This is a genomic window from Alkalicoccobacillus murimartini, from assembly GCF_030813245.1.
Lineage (GTDB): Bacteria > Bacillota > Bacilli > Bacillales > Bacillaceae_D > Alkalicoccobacillus > Alkalicoccobacillus murimartini.
Map to the genome: position 1 here is coordinate 18,442 of NZ_JAUSUA010000005.1, position 17,438 is coordinate 35,879.

Genomic DNA, 17,438 nt, shown 5'->3' on the forward strand with positions numbered 1-17,438 from the left:
TGGAGGGGTCAAGAAGATGAAAGTAGTATCGCTAAAAGACGTAATCGGATCAGAAAATGAAGTAAAAGCAGAAAACGGAAACTGGGTTAGTCGTCGTCTATTGTTTAAAAAAGATGGCATGGGTTACTCAGTAAATGACACAGTTATTCATGCAGGAACTGAAACACACATCTGGTATCAAAATCACCTTGAAGCGGTTTATTGCATCGAAGGCTCTGGTGAAGTAGAAACGATTAAAGATGGCAAAGTATGGCCAATTCAAGCCGGTGATATCTATGCACTTGACGAGCATGACGAGCATCTTCTACGTGCACATGAAGGTGGCGATATGCGTATGGTTTGTGTCTTTAATCCACCGCTAACAGGAAAAGAACATCATGATGAGAACGGTGTTTATCCTGTAGATGAAGATTAATAGGTAGACATTCGAGGGGGGATTTCCCCCTCTTTTTTTATATTAAAAATTAGAGCTTTGGACAGAACTATTTTATACATTATAAAAAACCGAAGCATTATGCTGTTTAAAGAGCATAGTGCTTCGGTTTTTTTGAGAGTGAGGCTACCCTCTTCATTTAATGAACAAAGACCTGTTCGAATTCAATATCCTTAGCGTCTACTCCGATTTTGCCGAGAAATTCTGTCACTTCAGCCATCGTATCTAAAGGATATTGAGTGTGACACAGGTGACTGGTTCGTTTCAAACTAGCTTGAAACGATTCACTTAGTGCCAATTCACTTTTCACAGAATAGATTGCCTGCAGTACCTTTTCATCCTTCTCAAAACTAACAAAGCCATCACTTTGATTAAAGTAAACGATCAGCGGAACATTTGTATGTGGATGAATAATATGTGCTTTAAATAAGTTCACTGAATTCCCCTCCTTCAATGAGCCCTTATAACTTGAAGCTCATTTGAAATAACCATTATGTTATTAAACAGTTTACAATGATCCTGTATTTTTGTGCTAAACCTTTTACTTATTCTTCGATGATCTCAGCTAATGACCTAATACCTTCATTTCATTTATAATAAACCTTTTCTAAACCACGCTGGCACCACTAGTATAAAGCTTAAGTGGAGATTTTAATATAGCAGAGACCTTTGTTCAGGCATAAAAGACTCGATCAAGTAGAGATTGATCGAGTCTTTTCATACAATATAGATTTTGCCTAACGAGTATTTGTTCTTAAGAAAAGAAGAAGCTTAAACCAAATACGACGAAAAATCCAACCAAACCTATGATTGTTTCCATCACGGTCCAAGATTTAAGTGTGTCTTTTTCAGACATCTCAAGGAAGCGATTGACAAGCCAAAACCCAGAGTCATTCACATGGGATAGCACGGTTGCACCACACGCAATTGAAATAGCAATTAATGCTAACGAAGGCTGTGACAAGTCTACCATATCAAGGATAGGCGATATTAATCCTGCCGCCGTGATCATGGCAACCGTTGCTGAACCTTGAGCAACCCTAACAAATGTGGAGATTAGAAAAGCTAATAAGACAAGCGGGAAACCTGAGGATGCCATTAGTTCGCCCATAGCATCACCAACTCCACTTTCAATGAGTACTTCTTTAAAAACTCCACCTGCACCAGTAATCAAAATAACAATTCCAGCCGGTTCAAGCGCTTTTGTTGTCATCGTTTGCAAGTCTTCTTTTGAAGCACCTCTTCGTTTACCTAGAAAGAACATAGCAAGTAAGGTTGCGATAATTAAGGCCACAAAGGGGTGTCCAATAAAGGTTAAAAAGCTTAACAAGTTCCCTTCCTCTAACCATAACCCACTAATTGTATTTAGAAGGATAAGAACTAATGGAGATAAAATGATAAAACTAATTAATCCAAAGCTTGGAAGTTCCTTTTTCTCGTCGGGTTCATTATTAGCAGCCTCAATAACATGTGATGGCACTTTGATATGTATTTTATTACCAATATAACGTCCGAATATGGGTCCTGCTACAATCATAGCTGGAATACCAGCAATTACACCGAATAGCATCATCCATCCTAAATCAACATTAAGTATGGATGCAACGGCAATTGGACCTGGAGTAGGTGGAATAAAGCTATGCGCCACGGCTAAACCTGCTAAAAGCGGAATGGCATAATACAACAAAGATTTTCCTGTACGTAAAGCCAGACTATAGACAATAGGAATTAAGATAACAAGTGCTACATCGAGAAAAACTGGAATAGCAATGATAAATCCTGTTAAACCAAGTGCCCATTGAGCCCGATTTTCACCAAATTTATCTACTAAAGTGAAGGCTAGGCGCTCTGCCCCTCCTGAAGACCTTAGTATTTCACCAAACATTGCCCCGAGTCCGACAACAATGGCAATAAAGCCTAATGCACCGCCCATTCCCTCTTCTATAGTTTCAAGTAAATAGGTAGGTTCCATTCCTGTGAATAGTCCTATAAACATACTAGCGATCAAAAGCGCAAGAAATGCCTGCATCTTTGAATGCATAATCAGATAAAGCAGTACAGCAATTCCAAGTATCGTAATAATGATTAAGCCTAAAGTTGACATGATGTCTCCCCCAAATCCTAAAGTAAGCGAATTACCACTCTGCTACACTATTATCTTTGTGGCGCCAGATTGGATTTCTCCAATTGTGGCCAATCTCAGCCATTTTTCGTACATGGTCCTCATTAATCTCTATTCCTAATCCAGGTTTATTTGGAATGTCCACATAGCCATCTTTATAGTTAAAAACGCTTCCATCTACTAAGTAGTCAAGTAAATCTGAACCTTGATTATAATGAATTCCTAGACTTTGCTCTTGAATAAATGCATTGTGGCATGTGGCATCAACTTGAAGACAAGCCGCCAATGCAATGGGTCCAAGTGGACAATGAGGAGCTGCGGCTACATCAAACGCTTCAGCCATTGAAAGGATTTTTTTGTTCTCTGTTATGCCTCCTGCGTGTGATAAATCTGGTTGAATAATGTCAACGTATCCATCTGTAAGTAAGTTTTTAAAGTCCCATTTCGAATACATCCGTTCTCCTGTGGCAATAGGTATAACCGTGTGATTTGCGATTTCACGCAAGGCTTCATTATTTTCCGGAAGAACAGGCTCTTCAATAAACATCGGTCTAAACTGTTCCAGTTCCTTTGCCAGCATTTTAGCCATCGGTTTATGCACACGTCCATGAAAATCAATGCCAATGCCAACATACGGGCCCACTGCATCACGAATGGCTGAGACATTTTCTAGTACACGATCAATTTGTTCATGTGAGTCAATATATTGAAGCTCGTCCGTTGCATTCATTTTGATCGCTGTGAATCCTTGATCCACAACTGATTTCGCCGCGGCACCTACATCGGATGGTCTGTCTCCACCAATCCATGAATAAACCCTAATAGATTCTCTTGCTTTTCCACCTAGTAATTGATGGATCGGAACATTCAAGTATTTTCCTTTGATATCCCAAAGAGCTTGGTCAATACCGGATATTGCACTCATGAGGATAGGACCTCCACGGTAGAATCCACCTCTGTACATGACATTCCAGTGATCTTCAATTTGTAGAGGGTCTTTACCTATTAAATACTCCATTAACTCATCTACTGCTGCTTTAACCGTTGCAGCACGACCTTCAATGACAGGTTCTCCCCAACCAGTAATCCCTTCATCTGTTTCTATTTTTAGAAATAACCATCTTGGCTGAACTTGAAATAATTCATAGCTTGTAATTTTCATCAATATCCATCCTTTATATGTATTTTTCTAGACTATTTACTATTAAGACATCCACTGACTTGAAATAGGTAACGCTTACAATTTAAACAATCATGACATCTGTTTAACCACCCTCTTCTCACTTTTTTATTCACAAGCAGTCTATCATCTCTATTGTCAAAAAAACAAACAGAAACTATTATTATTTACCCTTTGATGAAAAATAAGCCGTGTCAGAGGCAAAAAAATAGTATAAAAAAAGACACGAGATTGGAGATATTTCTTCCCACAACGATCGTGTCTTTTTTATTTGTTTAATTTAGCTTAGCTTCTCTAACTCAGTCACACTTTCTACCTGAGCGGTCCATGGGAACATATCAACGGGTTGAATGTTCTTTACTTGATAGCCTGCTTTCTGCAACTGTCCAACATCTTTAGCAAGGGTAGATGGATTACAGGATACATAGACAATACGTTTTGGCTTTGTTTGTTTCAGCGAATCAAGCAGCTTATCATCACAACCAGTTCGTGGCGGATCGACAACTACCACATCTGGAATCCACCCTTCTTTCTTCCATTTTGGTAGCCACTCCTCAGCCTTTCCAACTTCATATTGATAAGAACGTACGTTGTTCTTGGCTGCATTATGTCGTGCGTCAAGAATTGAATCTTCAATGATATCCATGCCTCTAATTTCAGCAGCCTCGTTTGCTAACCATAAACCAATGGTGCCCACTCCACAATAAGCATCCACCACTTTTTCAATGCCACTTAACTTTGCAGCTTTTTTTGCCTCATTATACAAAACAACCGTTTGCTTTGGATTTAATTGAAAAAACGCTCTCGCTGAAAGAGAAAAGGACACATCTCCAAGTGTTTCTTGAATGGTTTCTTCGCCATTCACCAGTTTCGTTTCATCACCAAAAATGAGAGATGTTTTTTGATCGTTAATATTTTGCATAAACGATGTAACCTCAGGTAATCGTTTCTTCACTTCATCAATGATCTGCTTTCGTTTAGGCAGTGTTTCTTCCGCAGTGACAAGGACAAGTTGAACCTCTCCAGTTTTAAAGCTGACTCTTGTTACGATTGTTCGCACAGCACCTCGATGCTTTCGTTCATTATAGATAGAAATATCTAAATCCTGCAGAATCTCCTTCATCACTTGTGTCACATGATTTGATGATTTGTGTTGAACCATACAGGCAGACAAATCAATGAGCGTATGTGAATTTTGAGCGTATAACCCAGCTTTCACTTCTCCTTTGGATTTGTTCACTTGGAGCTGGCTCTTGTTACGATAATACCAAGGGTTGTCCATCCCTAAGGTCTCCTGGATCGGTAGCTTGCCTTCTGGAACGTGTGTGTACCTCTCAAATGCTTGGCGAACAAGATCCGCCTTTTCACGAAGTGTAGCCTCATATTCCATATGCTGCAGCTGACAGCCACCACATTGATCATATATTGGACAAGGGGCTGTGATTCTCTCCGTAGATTTTTTGCGAATTTTTTTGATGGTTGCTTCTGAGAAACGATCTCCTGCCTTCGTCACCTTAGCGACAATTTCTTCTCCAGGCAAGGCTCCAGGCACAAACACCACATGGCGCTTAAAGTACCCGACCCCTTCCCCATTAATGCCTAATCTTTTTATCGTTAACGGAAATTGCTGACCCGTCTCAATTAATACACCTGTTGCTTTCTTATCAACCTGATTACTTTTATTCGTTTGATTTGTTGATTTCATTTACGACACTCCAATATTTCAGCTTCTTATATGAAGTATAGCATGTTCACGGATCTTCCTAAACTTACTAAACATTTGAGTCATATTCTCTGATAGAATAGTAAAAGTAATGGCTAGTGGAGGAGTGAATGAAATTGTCTATACCTACGGATGTAGCGTCTTTACAGATTATGGCGCATGTATACAAACGTAAAAGCGCCCAATCTACATTTGAAAAAACAGTAGAAAGCTTGGTTAGCTCAGTCCCCTATATTGATTGGGTTGGGATCTACCTTTATGAACAATTAAACCACAAGCTCGTAGCAGCTTCATGTTTCCAGAATGACCTACAATGGACATGTAATGGTGAATTAAAGTTTCCTATTAAAGATTCTTTAGAGCAAGAAATTGGCGTAATGATTGTACGAAGCAATCAATCCATTGCTTTTGATGTGACTGATGTATCTACGTTAAAAACAATTGCAGCAGCAATTGGCCAGGAGACACTTGTTAACTAATACAATCATGTATCTAAAGAAGCCCAGGTAGATAACCTGGGCTTCTTTAGTATGTTTCATCATCATTGAGTCAGTTTGTCTACTGTCAGATCATCTAAGCTTTTAAATGTGTATCCTTGCTTCACTGCTTCATCAATGACTCTAGGCAAGGCCTCTGCGTTGTCACTTGAAACGGAGTGAAGCAGCATTATGGCACCGGGGTGGATACGATCCATTATTTTATTGTAGGCATAATCAGCGCCTTTTTGTTTATTGACATCCCAATCCGCATAAGCAAGTGACCAAAATACATTAATATACCCTTCTGCTTCAGACAACTCTAAGCTTCGCTCGCTAAACTCTCCTCGAGGTGGACGTAAGTAGGTCATATAATCAATTCCTGTAAGTTCCGTAAACCGTTTTTTTACTTTAAGTAGTTCTCTTGCCAAACGCTCATCATCTATTGCTGGTAGACTAGGGTGATACCACGTATGGTTCCCGACAATATGACCCTCTGCGACCATTCGCTTAATGAGATCGGGAGCTGAATCAAGATAGTGACCTGTCACAAAAAAAGCGGCTGGTACTTTCTTATCCCTTAAGACATCAAGAACTTTTTCTGTATAGCCATTCTCATACCCGTTATCAAACGTTAAATACAACACTTTCTGCTCGGTATCTCCAATAAAATACCCGCCTGCGTTATCAAGCAGTCTAATAAATTCAGGTTCTGTTGTTACAGGTTCTTGATTCTTCGCGGGTTTAAAGCTCCAATGAAGAACATCATTAGTCAAAGCTTGTGCCTGCTCTACCGTCCCTGCTAGTACTATACAAAGTGCCATACAGATTCCAATACACCATTTTGCCCTCATCTTATCACCTCTGCATTACTTTATCTTTAGGATGCATCAACGGTGAGATTTCATTAACCCATTTTTTGGACAAAAAAAGCCGTTCATCTTCACAGATGAGACAGCTTCTATTTACTGCTATACAACAACTAGTGTAGCCACCATTTGAGCATGTCCCGCTCCACAAGGTATCGTACAACGAATGGTGTATTCTCCAGCTTCAAGGGTTGTGTTAAAGTTCCCTTCGCCATTCAATGTTACATCCGTACCATCGATCGCAATGCCATGATTGCCTTCTACGTTTTCAAGTGAAATGGTTACATCTCCTGCCGGAACCTCATAGGTCTCCTGATCAAAATCCCAGTTGTTTGCTTTTAAAACGACCTGCTCGTCATATACTTCTTCTGCAGCCTCGTTCGTATCTGACTCCTCATTGCCACTCGCTCCACAAGCGGTAATCGCCACTAGGAGAAAAAGGGCTACTAAAATAAACAGCATTTGCTTTAATTTCATTTTATAATACCTCCAACTCTATACATTGTCCCCATAACAGTATACGCCCAAAAAACCTCATCGTATATCACCTACGAGCAACTTTTTTTGATCTTTTTGTTAACGAACTTGTTATGACAGCTGCTTGCCCTTTTTTTTATTGTGTGTTTTGATTAACAAGTACATATGAACGCTATAAATGGAGGTATATACATTTGTTTGAATATAAAAATATATTTAGAGGTATTGCCATGGGTATTACCGATTTAGTTCCTGGTATTAGCGGCAGTACGATTCTAATGGTTCTTGGGGTTTATGAACGATTCATCGCTTCTTTAAATGGATTAACAACAAAAGAGTGGAAAAAAAGCCTAGGCTTTTTGATTCCTCTTGGCATTGGTGTTGGAAGTGCATTACTTATATTTTCTAAGGTTATTGAATGGCTGTTAGAACACCATCAACCTGTCACTATGTTTTTATTTTTAGGATTGATTATAGGCATTGTCCCCATTTTAATTAAAGAGGTTGACGTCAAAAATTCATTTAAACCTATTCATTATGTCTTATTAGTTATTGCGTTTATTTTAATCTCTTTAACATCTTTAATACCAAATGAAACCGGTCTTATGACTAATCTAAGTGTTGGAGATTATATTCTTTTATTTGTTTCGGGATGGTTGGCAAGTGCAGCCTTAATTCTTCCTGGCATTAGTGGCTCATTAATTTTTCTTTTATTAGGTGTATACGCAACGGTTACTTCTGCAATCGCAAATATTCAGATCTCCGTTATACTAGTTGTAGGTTCAGGAATTGCCATTGGACTTATTCTGACAAGTAAGCTCGTACGTTATTTGTTTGCTAACTATACGATTTATACATATGCGGTCATGATTGGCCTTGTAGCTGGTTCTATTATCGTTGTTTATTCTAATGTTGAGCCAGGTGGTTCTCTCATAGGCTGTGGGATTACCTTTATTGCTGGTTTGCTTGTTGCCTATTTATTGGGCAGTATTAAAAAATAGTTTTTTGAACGTAGGCAGCGGACATTTAAAGATGTCCGCTGCCTATTCATTTTCATATTCACTCATGTAAACATTGACGGCATGAAGTACATAAAATAAAATATATATACATTAACTAGCTAAAGGGGTGATTCGATGGGGCAGTGAATAGAATATGCAAACTTGCGGCAGGATTTAATGTTATAACGGTTTATAGTAGACGAATGTTTGCCAATCAGTTTCAGGTTCACACACAGCGCAACCGAGTCACGTATAGCCTTAACAGGACGGACAATGATGATGATTAATAAACAATTATTTAGTTTGCTTTAAAAAATAGGAGGTGACCCCTCTATATCAGAGGGATCTTTTTGGACAATAATATATACTTAAATTTGTTTTTTGTGGCTTTATTGATTGCTCTCACTGCTTTTTTTGTGGCCTCTGAGTTTGCGATTGTCAAGATCAGGAGTACAAAGGTTGATCAACTTATTCAGGAAGGTCATAAGAGTGCCATTCTAGCTAAAAAAGTAACCACTAACTTAGATGAGTATTTATCTGCTTGTCAATTGGGGATTACCATTACCGCACTAGGTATCGGTCGTTTAGGTGAACCAACGTTTGAAAGGATGTTACACCCTGTTATTGAGACGTTACCCATTAACAGCGGAGCCATTGTGACAACGGTTAGTTTTGTCGTTTCGTTTGCGATTATGACATTTCTTCATGTTGTTGTAGGGGAGCTTGCTCCTAAAACGTTGGCTATTCAAAAAGCAGAAAGAATTACACTTTTGGTTTCAAGACCATTACGTGCGTTCTATTTGCTTATGTACCCTCTTATTTGGTTCTTAAATGGAGCTGCGCGTCTTTTGACTCGTTCTGTAGGTTTAAAATCCATGTCTGAGCATGATGTGACTCATTCGGAAGAAGAGTTACGTCTCATTCTCTCAGATAGCTACAAGGGTGGAGAAATTAATCAGTCTGAATTCAAATATGTAAGTAAAATATTTGATTTTGATAACCGTGTTGCTAAAGAGATTATGGTACCACGTACGGAAATCTCAGCGATCTCGGTTGATGATCCAATTAGCAAAAACCTTGAATTTATGCGTAAAGAACGCTTCACTCGTTTTCCGGTTGTCGATGGAGACAAAGATCATATTCTCGGTGTCATTAATGTTCGAGAAGTGTTAACAGACATCGTCTCCCCAGATGTGACGAAAGAAGTTGTCTTAAACGATTATATCCGACCAATTATTTCAGTCATTGAATCCATTCCAGTCAATGATTTGCTTGTTGAGATGCAAAAACAACAAATTCATATGGCCGTTCTGTTTGATGAGTATGGTGGAACTGCTGGACTAATTACTGCAGAGGATATCATTGAAGAGATCGTTGGAGAAATTAATGATGAATTTGATATTGAAGAAGATCCGCTCGTTCGAAAAATCAATGATGACCATTACATCATTGATGGAAAAACACTTATCAGCGATGTAAACAAGCTATTGAATGTCGAGTTGGATGAAACGGATGTTGATACAATCGGTGGCTGGTTACTGACTGAGAAATATGACATTGGCGTTAACGAAGAAATGAATTATGAAGAGTTCACGTTTACGGTTATTGAATTTGATAGCCATCAAGTGAAACAAGTAGAAATTATGAAGAAGGAAAAAGATCAGCATCTAGCTGAACAATTAGCTTCTACGTAAGGAACTGGGTCTCTGTCTTAGGACAGGGATCTTTTTCTTGTATGAATCAAGAAAAAGGGGCTCGGACAGAACTGTTTTAGCTATCTAAAAACCCGAATCATTATGTTGTTTAACTCACATAATGATTCGGGTTTTGTCATTTAAAAATAAGAGAGTGGGGCTACCGCTTCGGACATACACTCCGCACCCGTGGGCGTGCAGGTGAGCCTCCTTGTGCTTACGCACTGCGAAGTCTCACCCTGGCCTTTACTCCCATAGGAGTCTACATGTATGTCCTACGCTGGTTTTAGCTATGCACGATTCAAATTGTTCGTCGTTTCATATCGTAAGTATGGTTATGTCCAGTCTGCCATCTGCTCTTTATAATATGCCTTTTTTGGCGTGTTGCTCCGCTTCCAATGAGTCCAAATGAGCCGTTCTATTTGTGTAATGCAAGTAAGGTTGTTCCTCACCATTTGGCCATTCAATAAGAGTGACACTTGTATTGCCAATCACAAATGGACGGTGAAAGCTTGGCCAGTTATCTCCTGCCATAATGTACATCAACAGGATACTGATAAAGCCTCCATGAGAAACAAGGGCAACCGACTCATTAGAATAAGCTTGCTTCAGTTGCTCTAATACCACTCGGCACCGCTCGGTTAATTCTTTTTCCGACTCAGTTCCAGTAATTCCTGAGGTGATGATTGATTTTTTTATCGTAATGGGGTATTTTTCTTTTATTTCATCTCGAGTTAGTCCTTGTAAAGGCCCTAAATAGACCTCTCGGATTTTGTCCCACGTTTCTACCTCTAGATTCGTTGCTGCACCGATTTTTTTTGCTGTTTCATGAGCTCTGGACAAATCACTGCTATATATGTAGTCTAATTTAATTTCTTTACAATACGCACTAATAAGATCTACTTGCTTTTTTCCGAGGTCGGACAACGGAAAATCCATTGATCCTTGAATTTTCCCTTCAAGGTTTCCCACTGATTCTCCGTGTCGAATTAAATATAATTTCATGTAGACTTCCCTTCCCTCTCCCATTCCTTTTTAAATTGAACAGCTTTCATTTCAATCTGTTCAATCATTTCTAGAAAACGCTCCAACTCTCCTGGCTCTGCTGCCTCTGGATCCATTGAATCAAGTGAAGTGATCATAAGCTGAAGTCTGTTTTTTAAATATTGAAGTTGTTGATCCTTATCATGTACCGCTCCACCCATACTCGACACTCCTTTGTACTTAAACGCTCTTAAGCTATTTACTTCTAAGAAGCTTAACAGAATCATACACATAGCTCAAATATATTGAGAACTTTTAACTTCCGATAATTTGCGTTATGATATAACAGATATCTTGTTACAAGCCGCATCATAACGGCTAATAAAGGAGACCTTTTTGTGTTAAAGACCTCAAATAATCCAATTACTCCCGAGAACGATCCATGGGAAGCCTATTTAGATATAAAAGAATATGGACATTTAGCCTTAACAAATGTTGAATTTACCACAACAACACTTTGTAATATGCGATGCGAACATTGTGCAGTTGGCTATACATTAAGTCATAAAGATCCAGATCCATTACCCTTACAAGTATTTATTGATCGTTTAGAAGAGCTTCCAAATTTACGCGCCCTAAGTATTACAGGCGGTGAACCTATGCTTTCTGCTAAATCAGTCAAGGAATATGTGGTACCGTTGCTTCAATATGCGCATAGTCGCGGAATTCGCACTCAAATAAATTCTAACCTTACCATGAAGTTGGAACGGTATGAAGCCATTCTCCCTTATCTTGATGTTCTGCATATCTCTCATAATTATGGTAGTGTTGAAGATTTCACTGAAATAGGTTTTGCGATGATGGAGAAGAAACCAAGTCTAAAACAACGTGAGGCTTATTTTTATCGAATGGTGGAAAATGCTCAAGAGTTAACTCGTCGTGGTGTACTCGTTTCTGCTGAGACGATGATTAACAAACGCACCATTCCTCATCTAAAGGAAATTCATGAACAGATTGTTGAGATGGGGTGTCAGCGCCATGAAGTGCATCCGATGTACCCTGCTGACTTTGCTAGCGCATTAGAAGCAGCATCACTTAAAGATATTCGGAAAGGCATACACACACTACTTGATACACGAGATCCTGATATTTGGATGTTGTTTGGTACCCTTCCGTTTTATCCTTGTAGTGATCACCCTGATGATTTGGCTTTACAAGAGAAGCTATATCGCGCTAAAAATGTGACCGTTCGTAATGACCCTGATGGGCGTTCAAGATTAAATATTAATATATTTGATGGCTCTATCATTGTCACTGATTTTGGTGATACACCTGAACTTGGAAATGTAAAGACTACATCATTACAGCAGGCTTATGACACATGGATGAGCTCAGACATCGGTCGCTCTATTCAATGCCACTGTCCTGCTGTGCAATGTCTTGGTCCTAATATCTTAGTAAAAGATGCTTATTATCCAACTGTCGATTTCTTAAAACGCAGTTCAAATCTTTCTCTTTAATTGATGTGTGGTTAATTCTTGGCCATATACGTAAATGAAAGATAGTCCTGTACTGGAATCCAAGCTCCTATTCCCTGTTCGGTTATGTTTTTAATTTCTAATCTTTTTTTGCCGCCTTTAACAACAACATAAACCTCGCCATACGTTACATTTCCTTTTTCTCGAACAGCTGGGACGTAACTATGCAAATAACCGACCTGCTGTGTGGATACATTGTAGGTCTGGTTTTTACGTGTGCCTTGACCAATCACCGTATCAAAAGATAATGGCAATCCCGTTGTTTCACCAGCATGAATCATCATCATTTTACGCACAGCTTCTGCATTCGGAATGGAAGAGGATAATCCACCTGATACTTTCATCTGCTGATCCTGAGCATAGGTCATTTGCGCGGGAGCACTAGCACCACGATTATCTAAATAATTCGTATTAACCTTTTGGTATTGCCAGTTCACTTCTGTACCCGCTGACTCATAAGCCAGTGGCCAGTCTCCAAGATAGACAGAAACTCTAAGTCCAAGTCCAAGCCATGGGTTGCCTACATGAGATTCATTGAGTAATCGAATGAGGTCTGGATTTGTGATTTTTTCTTCAATTGAATCAAGAAACTCCTGTGCAAGCTCACTTGGCTGTAAATAAGGCAGGTCTTGTGTGCCATTTGAGTATGTGTTTTCTTTTGAAATAGATAAAGCTGAATCAGGAATGTTGTATGGATTTTCTGCTTTTTCCTTTTCCTCTGCATGAGCAATTGGTTGAAAAGAGAGAAGCAATAACGTTAGTAATAAGGGTATCAATGCAAGTCGTTTCATACGATCTCTACCTCCTGTTTTTTATGGAAGTAGTTTTCACCAAGTCACCAGAAAATATGTAATGGATCCATCGTCCGTATTGTCTGTATGGAGGTTTATTTAGATGAAGAAAAATCATCCCGGTTATCGGTTTGCTATGCTCATTGTTATGGTGGCGATTGCGGGTTTTGCTCAAGGCATGCTACTGCCTTTATTATCAATAATGTTAGAAGAAGCCGGCGTATCTTCTTCATTAAATGGGTTAAATGCAACGGCGTTATACATTGGTATACTTCTTGCTTCCCCTTTTATTGAACGACCTGTGCGCACGTTTGGATACAAGCCTGTCATTACCCTCGGACTAATTGTCATGACAATTAGTTTGCTTCTGCTTCCATTATGGACGTTCTTTTGGTTCTGGTTTGTCTTGCGTCTAATCATAGGTATAGCTGATAATATGGTTCATTTTGCGACACAAGTTTGGATTACATCAACAAGCACAGCCAAAAATCGTGGCCGGAATATCTCAATATATGGGCTTGCTTTTGGACTTGGATTTGGTTGCGGTCCCTTGATGATCAACCTGTTACTGATCGCTGAGTGGCTACCCTTTGTTATATCTGCTGCTTTAACGTTTGTGACATGGTTGTTTGTCTCCAGACTGGTTAATGAATTCCCAAGTGAGGATATAGATACCCGAGGACCCAAAACCACGTGGGAACGATATCGAGCCGTGGTGAAAGTGGCTTGGTTCTCTTTACTCCCTGGATTTGCTTATGGGTATTTAGAAGCCTCACTCCATGGAAATTTCCCTGTGTATGCCCTCCGCTCAGGACTCGGCATAGATCAGGTCTCTTTGCTCCTTCCAGCTTTTGTTGTTGGAGGACTACTGACGCAACTTCCTTTAGGCCTTGCTAGTGATAAATTCGGTCGGAGAATCATTATAATTACGATTGCACTCTTAGGAAGCGTCTGCTTCTTCCTTATGATTGCCGTTGAGCACTCACCCACTATTTTGTTTGTCTTGTTTCTAACAGGTGGAGGCTGCGTTGGGTCACTCTATTCTTTAGGTGTCGCTTATATGGCTGACCTGGTACCGATTCAGCTTTTGCCAACAGCTAATGTTATGATGGCTGTTAGCTTTGGACTTGGAAGCATGACCGGACCTCTAATTGGTGGTTGGTTCATTGATTTATTTGACCAAGGAAGTATTTATTATTCAATTGGCAGCATGCTACTTTTACTTGTGGCGTCTGGGTTTCTTTTCCGTCAGAAATCAGTCGAACAAACAATTTAATCAAAAAAAAAAACGGCAGCGTATAGCTGCCGTTTCTTATTCCTGAATCGAAAGTATGAAGACTTATTCAGTTTACAATTTGGGGTCGAATCGATTATTGTCCTTCACAGGGACACCTCACTTCTTCATTGTTTGTTAAAAACAATGTTGAACTTCATCGTCTCTGTACATTCGTATCACCTCGTAAGAAGTAGTACTAACAAAACGGTTCTATCCTATTGCATATTGAACATCAACATAAACGAAATCAGGTACGGAAGCAGTTAAACCGCCTTCCGTAAAAATAGTATGTGCGTGTTTGATTTTATTATTCTTCATCCTGATGATTTTTTAAGTATTTAACTTCCAATGCAGCTTCCCTAGCCGATCCAATCGCTTCTTTTGAGCTGATACGAATATGATTAGCTGTGTCTGAAAGCTTTTTAAAATCGGCGGATAGATCTGATATAATGACCGACACCTCATTAGCTGTCTCTTTCACCTGATCAATGATCTCTTCTCGATTATCTCGAATAAAAACAAAGGTTTCGGAAGTGGCTGATTTTAAGTTTTGAGCCTCTTCACAGAGCTGATCACGCCATTTTTTCTTTGATAAGACGGTTGCAATCCCAATAACTGCTACTCCGCCAATAATTAAAGACTTGCATACTCCAGATGAACATGACTTCTTCTTCAACTATGATTCCTCCTCAGACCTATTCTTTCTTTATCATATCAAGAATTCAATACAAAAAGAAAGGCATGTCCCTTTTAGCAACAAAAAAAGAGCAACTCAGCTTACTCTTAAGCCGTTGCTCTTATCCTTATTAATTATAAGCTTGAACAAGCAATTCATCTGTTTCTAATGTCTCGAATTGATTGTGTGACTTGTTCTTTAGTTCCTTCAACTCTGAAGACATCTGCTCAATTTGTTTCTCAATTAGTTCAATCCGCTTTTTCTCTGACATGGTCATGTAATCTCCTCCACCTCATCTGACTGAACACTCGCTCAGATCATTTTTATAAAAAAAGACCGTTTCCATTTGCTATTAAAAATATAGTACCAATTTTCGCTCAATTTGTAAAGCCTAAATATCACGTTGTTATTTCGCGCTTTTTCGACTTTGTTAGTTAATTTTAAAAATTGTCATAATTTTATGTTTGAAAGATAATCTTACGTGCTATACTGTATCTATACACTAAAATAATGGTTAGGTGATAGATATGAGAAAACAATTTGTTCGGTTTGAGGATCTTATGGATCAGAATCGCTTAGAACTGTTAAATGATGAAGATGCACTGAATCGCCTGGATGATCGTTTAGATGAACGAAATGCCAAAAAAGAATTGCAAAAACTTCGAAAAGCAGAACAAAAATAGTCAAACACGTCTTAAGATCCTTGGATCTAGGCGTTTTTTTTTGTGTGCTTCTTTATAGAATTTGATGCCTTTTTAAATCAACTTCCTATTTCTGTGCATATTTACCCTTCTTTTACACAAGGTAAAATCAACTACGTTTGAGAGGGTTGAATACGTTGGATAGTGTGCTACTGTCAAGAATGCTTTTTGGATCATCCATGGCCTTTCATATTATATTCGCTACATTAACGGTTGGCATTACTCTTATGATCTTGTTAGCAGAGATCATGAGATTAGTTAAGAAGGATGATGACTATGCTTTGCTTGCCAAGCGTTGGACAAAAGGAGCAGCTGTCTTACTCGGAGTGGCGATACCATCTGGAACGATTGTTGCCGTTATGCTCTCACTACTTTGGCCACATTTTATGGAGATCGTAGGCGAGGTCATTGCGTTACCTTTTCAGATTGAGATCTTTGCCTTTTTCTTAGAGGCCCTATTCCTTTCAATCTATGTCTATGCAGCGGATCGACTTGGACCAGTAACTCGCTTGATTGCCGTCTTTTTTGTCGCATTTGGTGCATCCGCCTCCGCTATTCTTATTACAAACGCACATGCCTGGATGAATACCCCACGTGGCTTTGACTTAGTGGATGGCCAGGTGGTGAATGTTGACCCACTTGCTGCAATCAAAGCCCCAAGCTTTTTAGTTACAGCGAACCATGTTGTCGGCACAGCTTTTATGACAGGAGCCTTTGTGCTTGTTGCTGTTGCGGCCTATCGACTGCTAAACACTCACATTACTGAAAGAGAAACATCTTATCATCGAAAAGGTCTATTCTTATCCCTCATTGTGGCCTTTATCATGTCCTCCTACACAGCATTATCAGGCCACGAAACGGCCGTCATGCTTTATGAGGAATTACCTATTAAACTTGCTGCATCAGAAGGGTTATTTAATACAACAGACAATGCTGCCCTCACCATATTTGGCACACCTAGTATAGAAGCAGAAGGTGTCATTGGCGGAATTGAGATACCCGGTATGCTCAGTTGGATTGCAACTGGTTCGACAGATGGGGTCATCCAAGGACTGAATGAATTTCCACAAGATGAATGGCCACCTTTGTTCATTCACACTCTTTTTAACGTGATGGTAGCCATCGGATTCACCCTTCTCGGACTATCAGGAATTGGGCTTCTTATTTGGTTTGTTAGACGCAAGCAAGAAGGCATCATCTATCCAAAATGGCTATTAGCCGCATTTGTTGCTTGTGGACCTTTAGCTGTCATCGGCATTGAAACAGGCTGGATCTATAGCTGTACCGGAAGACAACCCTGGACCATTTATGGCATTCAGCGTACGGCAGATGCTGCAACCAATTCGGGTAACCTTGGGATTCTATTTTTCCTTTTCTCCGTGCTATATATCTTTTTATTAGTCCTTACAGCCTTGGTCATGTACTTCTACTTTAAACGTAATCCCGTGTCAGACGAATTCCATTCTTCAGGTGAACAGCTTAACAGCTAAAAAAAGG

At 39.4% G+C, this 17,438-nt stretch carries 19 protein-coding genes; 8 read left to right on the forward strand and 11 right to left on the reverse strand.

Annotated features, from left to right (window positions below; all coding sequences use genetic code 11):
* Positions 1–16 precede the first annotated feature (16 nt).
* Positions 17–415 carry an ectoine synthase gene (locus J2S05_RS15090; RefSeq protein ID WP_306984233.1) on the forward strand — a complete coding sequence of 133 codons (399 nt, stop codon included), beginning with the start codon at positions 17–19 and terminating at the stop codon, positions 413–415.
* 157 nt (positions 416–572) lie between these two features.
* Here J2S05_RS15090 and J2S05_RS15095 read toward each other — a convergent pair whose 3' ends face one another.
* The 4 genes from J2S05_RS15095 to rlmD all read right to left on the reverse strand — a co-directional run bounded on the left by J2S05_RS15095 (position 573) and on the right by rlmD (position 5,440).
* Positions 573–869 (reverse strand): hypothetical protein, encoded by a 297-nt coding sequence (locus tag J2S05_RS15095; RefSeq protein ID WP_306984234.1) that lies wholly within the window; start codon positions 867–869, stop codon positions 573–575.
* Positions 870–1,187: 318 nt separating this feature from the next.
* Positions 1,188–2,537, reverse strand: coding sequence for a GntP family permease (locus J2S05_RS15100; RefSeq protein ID WP_306984236.1), 1,350 nt, complete (start codon positions 2,535–2,537; stop codon positions 1,188–1,190).
* Between the two features lie 31 nt (positions 2,538–2,568).
* Positions 2,569–3,717, reverse strand: coding sequence for a galactonate dehydratase (dgoD, locus tag J2S05_RS15105; RefSeq protein WP_306984238.1), 1,149 nt, complete (start codon positions 3,715–3,717; stop codon positions 2,569–2,571).
* A gap of 298 nt (positions 3,718–4,015) precedes the next feature.
* Positions 4,016–5,440 carry a 23S rRNA (uracil(1939)-C(5))-methyltransferase RlmD gene (gene rlmD, locus J2S05_RS15110; RefSeq protein ID WP_306984240.1) on the reverse strand — a complete coding sequence of 475 codons (1,425 nt, stop codon included), beginning with the start codon at positions 5,438–5,440 and terminating at the stop codon, positions 4,016–4,018.
* A 128-nt stretch (positions 5,441–5,568) separates the two neighbouring features.
* Here rlmD and J2S05_RS15115 point away from each other — a divergent pair, with 128 nt between their 5' ends.
* On the forward strand, positions 5,569–5,937 hold the full coding sequence (locus J2S05_RS15115; RefSeq protein ID WP_306984242.1) for a GAF domain-containing protein: 369 nt from the start codon (positions 5,569–5,571) through the stop codon (positions 5,935–5,937).
* A 62-nt stretch (positions 5,938–5,999) separates the two neighbouring features.
* Here the strand turns inward: J2S05_RS15115 and pdaA are convergent, their stop codons facing one another.
* On the reverse strand, positions 6,000–6,788 hold the full coding sequence (gene pdaA, locus J2S05_RS15120; RefSeq protein WP_370873654.1) for a delta-lactam-biosynthetic de-N-acetylase: 789 nt from the start codon (positions 6,786–6,788) through the stop codon (positions 6,000–6,002).
* 117 nt (positions 6,789–6,905) lie between these two features.
* A complete protein-coding gene (locus tag J2S05_RS15125; protein WP_306984244.1) occupies positions 6,906–7,280 on the reverse strand; it encodes a cupredoxin domain-containing protein in 375 nt (124 codons plus the stop codon).
* Between the two features lie 194 nt (positions 7,281–7,474).
* On the opposite strand from J2S05_RS15125, the gene J2S05_RS15130 reads away from it, so the two are divergent.
* On the forward strand, positions 7,475–8,281 hold the full coding sequence (locus J2S05_RS15130) for a DUF368 domain-containing protein (protein ID WP_306984246.1): 807 nt from the start codon (positions 7,475–7,477) through the stop codon (positions 8,279–8,281).
* A gap of 350 nt (positions 8,282–8,631) precedes the next feature.
* On the forward strand, positions 8,632–9,975 hold the full coding sequence (locus J2S05_RS15135) for a hemolysin family protein (protein ID WP_306984247.1): 1,344 nt from the start codon (positions 8,632–8,634) through the stop codon (positions 9,973–9,975).
* A gap of 360 nt (positions 9,976–10,335) precedes the next feature.
* On the opposite strand, the gene J2S05_RS15140 is transcribed toward J2S05_RS15135, so the two are convergent.
* Together J2S05_RS15140 and J2S05_RS15145 are read right to left on the reverse strand one after the other, a co-directional pair.
* Complete coding sequence (locus J2S05_RS15140) at positions 10,336–10,980, reverse strand: histidine phosphatase family protein (protein ID WP_306984250.1); 645 nt, start codon at positions 10,978–10,980, stop codon at positions 10,336–10,338.
* Positions 10,977–11,180, reverse strand: coding sequence for an SE1561 family protein (locus J2S05_RS15145; protein ID WP_306984252.1), 204 nt, complete (start codon positions 11,178–11,180; stop codon positions 10,977–10,979). The genes J2S05_RS15140 and J2S05_RS15145 overlap by 4 nt, the downstream gene beginning before the upstream one ends.
* A 177-nt stretch (positions 11,181–11,357) precedes the next feature.
* Between J2S05_RS15145 and yfkAB the strand changes: the two genes are divergently transcribed.
* Complete coding sequence (gene yfkAB, locus J2S05_RS15150; protein WP_306984254.1) at positions 11,358–12,479, forward strand: radical SAM/CxCxxxxC motif protein YfkAB; 1,122 nt, start codon at positions 11,358–11,360, stop codon at positions 12,477–12,479.
* 11 nt (positions 12,480–12,490) lie between these two features.
* Here yfkAB and J2S05_RS15155 read toward each other — a convergent pair whose 3' ends face one another.
* Positions 12,491–13,288 (reverse strand): YfkD famly protein, encoded by a 798-nt coding sequence (locus tag J2S05_RS15155; protein WP_306984255.1) that lies wholly within the window; start codon positions 13,286–13,288, stop codon positions 12,491–12,493.
* Positions 13,289–13,391: 103 nt separating this feature from the next.
* On the opposite strand from J2S05_RS15155, the gene J2S05_RS15160 reads away from it, so the two are divergent.
* Positions 13,392–14,564 (forward strand): MFS transporter, encoded by a 1,173-nt coding sequence (locus J2S05_RS15160; RefSeq protein WP_306984257.1) that lies wholly within the window; start codon positions 13,392–13,394, stop codon positions 14,562–14,564.
* A 307-nt stretch (positions 14,565–14,871) separates the two neighbouring features.
* Here the strand turns inward: J2S05_RS15160 and J2S05_RS15165 are convergent, their stop codons facing one another.
* Positions 14,872–15,240, reverse strand: a complete 369-nt coding sequence (locus tag J2S05_RS15165) for a hypothetical protein (protein WP_306984259.1) — start codon at positions 15,238–15,240, stop codon at positions 14,872–14,874.
* Positions 15,241–15,370: 130 nt separating this feature from the next.
* Complete coding sequence (locus J2S05_RS15170) at positions 15,371–15,517, reverse strand: hypothetical protein (protein WP_306984260.1); 147 nt, start codon at positions 15,515–15,517, stop codon at positions 15,371–15,373.
* 250 nt (positions 15,518–15,767) lie between these two features.
* Between J2S05_RS15170 and J2S05_RS15175 the strand changes: the two genes are divergently transcribed.
* Both J2S05_RS15175 and J2S05_RS15180 read left to right on the forward strand, forming a co-directional pair.
* Entirely contained in the window at positions 15,768–15,923 is a 156-nt protein-coding gene (locus tag J2S05_RS15175; RefSeq protein ID WP_306984262.1) for an FbpB family small basic protein, read from the forward strand.
* A 155-nt stretch (positions 15,924–16,078) separates the two neighbouring features.
* On the forward strand, positions 16,079–17,431 hold the full coding sequence (locus J2S05_RS15180) for a cytochrome ubiquinol oxidase subunit I (protein WP_306984264.1): 1,353 nt from the start codon (positions 16,079–16,081) through the stop codon (positions 17,429–17,431).
* The last annotated feature ends 7 nt before the right edge of the window (positions 17,432–17,438 follow it).

Excerpts from the sequence above, each read along its gene's own strand:
- J2S05_RS15160 (WP_306984257.1), top strand. The coding sequence starts at position 13,392 with ATGAAGAAAAATCATCCCGGTTATCGGTTTGCTATGCTCATTGTTATG.
- pdaA (WP_370873654.1), bottom strand. The coding sequence starts at position 6,788 with ATGAGGGCAAAATGGTGTATTGGAATCTGTATGGCACTTTGTATAGTA.
- J2S05_RS15145 (WP_306984252.1), bottom strand. The coding sequence starts at position 11,180 with ATGGGTGGAGCGGTACATGATAAGGATCAACAACTTCAATATTTAAAA.
- J2S05_RS15140 (WP_306984250.1), bottom strand. The coding sequence starts at position 10,980 with ATGAAATTATATTTAATTCGACACGGAGAATCAGTGGGAAACCTTGAA.
- J2S05_RS15090 (WP_306984233.1), top strand. The coding sequence starts at position 17 with ATGAAAGTAGTATCGCTAAAAGACGTAATCGGATCAGAAAATGAAGTA.
- J2S05_RS15175 (WP_306984262.1), top strand. The coding sequence starts at position 15,768 with ATGAGAAAACAATTTGTTCGGTTTGAGGATCTTATGGATCAGAATCGC.
- rlmD (WP_306984240.1), bottom strand. The coding sequence starts at position 5,440 with ATGAAATCAACAAATCAAACGAATAAAAGTAATCAGGTTGATAAGAAA.
- J2S05_RS15155 (WP_306984255.1), bottom strand. The coding sequence starts at position 13,288 with ATGAAACGACTTGCATTGATACCCTTATTACTAACGTTATTGCTTCTC.
- J2S05_RS15125 (WP_306984244.1), bottom strand. The coding sequence starts at position 7,280 with ATGAAATTAAAGCAAATGCTGTTTATTTTAGTAGCCCTTTTTCTCCTA.
- J2S05_RS15100 (WP_306984236.1), bottom strand. The coding sequence starts at position 2,537 with ATGTCAACTTTAGGCTTAATCATTATTACGATACTTGGAATTGCTGTA.
- dgoD (WP_306984238.1), bottom strand. The coding sequence starts at position 3,717 with ATGAAAATTACAAGCTATGAATTATTTCAAGTTCAGCCAAGATGGTTA.
- J2S05_RS15115 (WP_306984242.1), top strand. The coding sequence starts at position 5,569 with ATGAAATTGTCTATACCTACGGATGTAGCGTCTTTACAGATTATGGCG.
- J2S05_RS15170 (WP_306984260.1), bottom strand. The coding sequence starts at position 15,517 with ATGACCATGTCAGAGAAAAAGCGGATTGAACTAATTGAGAAACAAATT.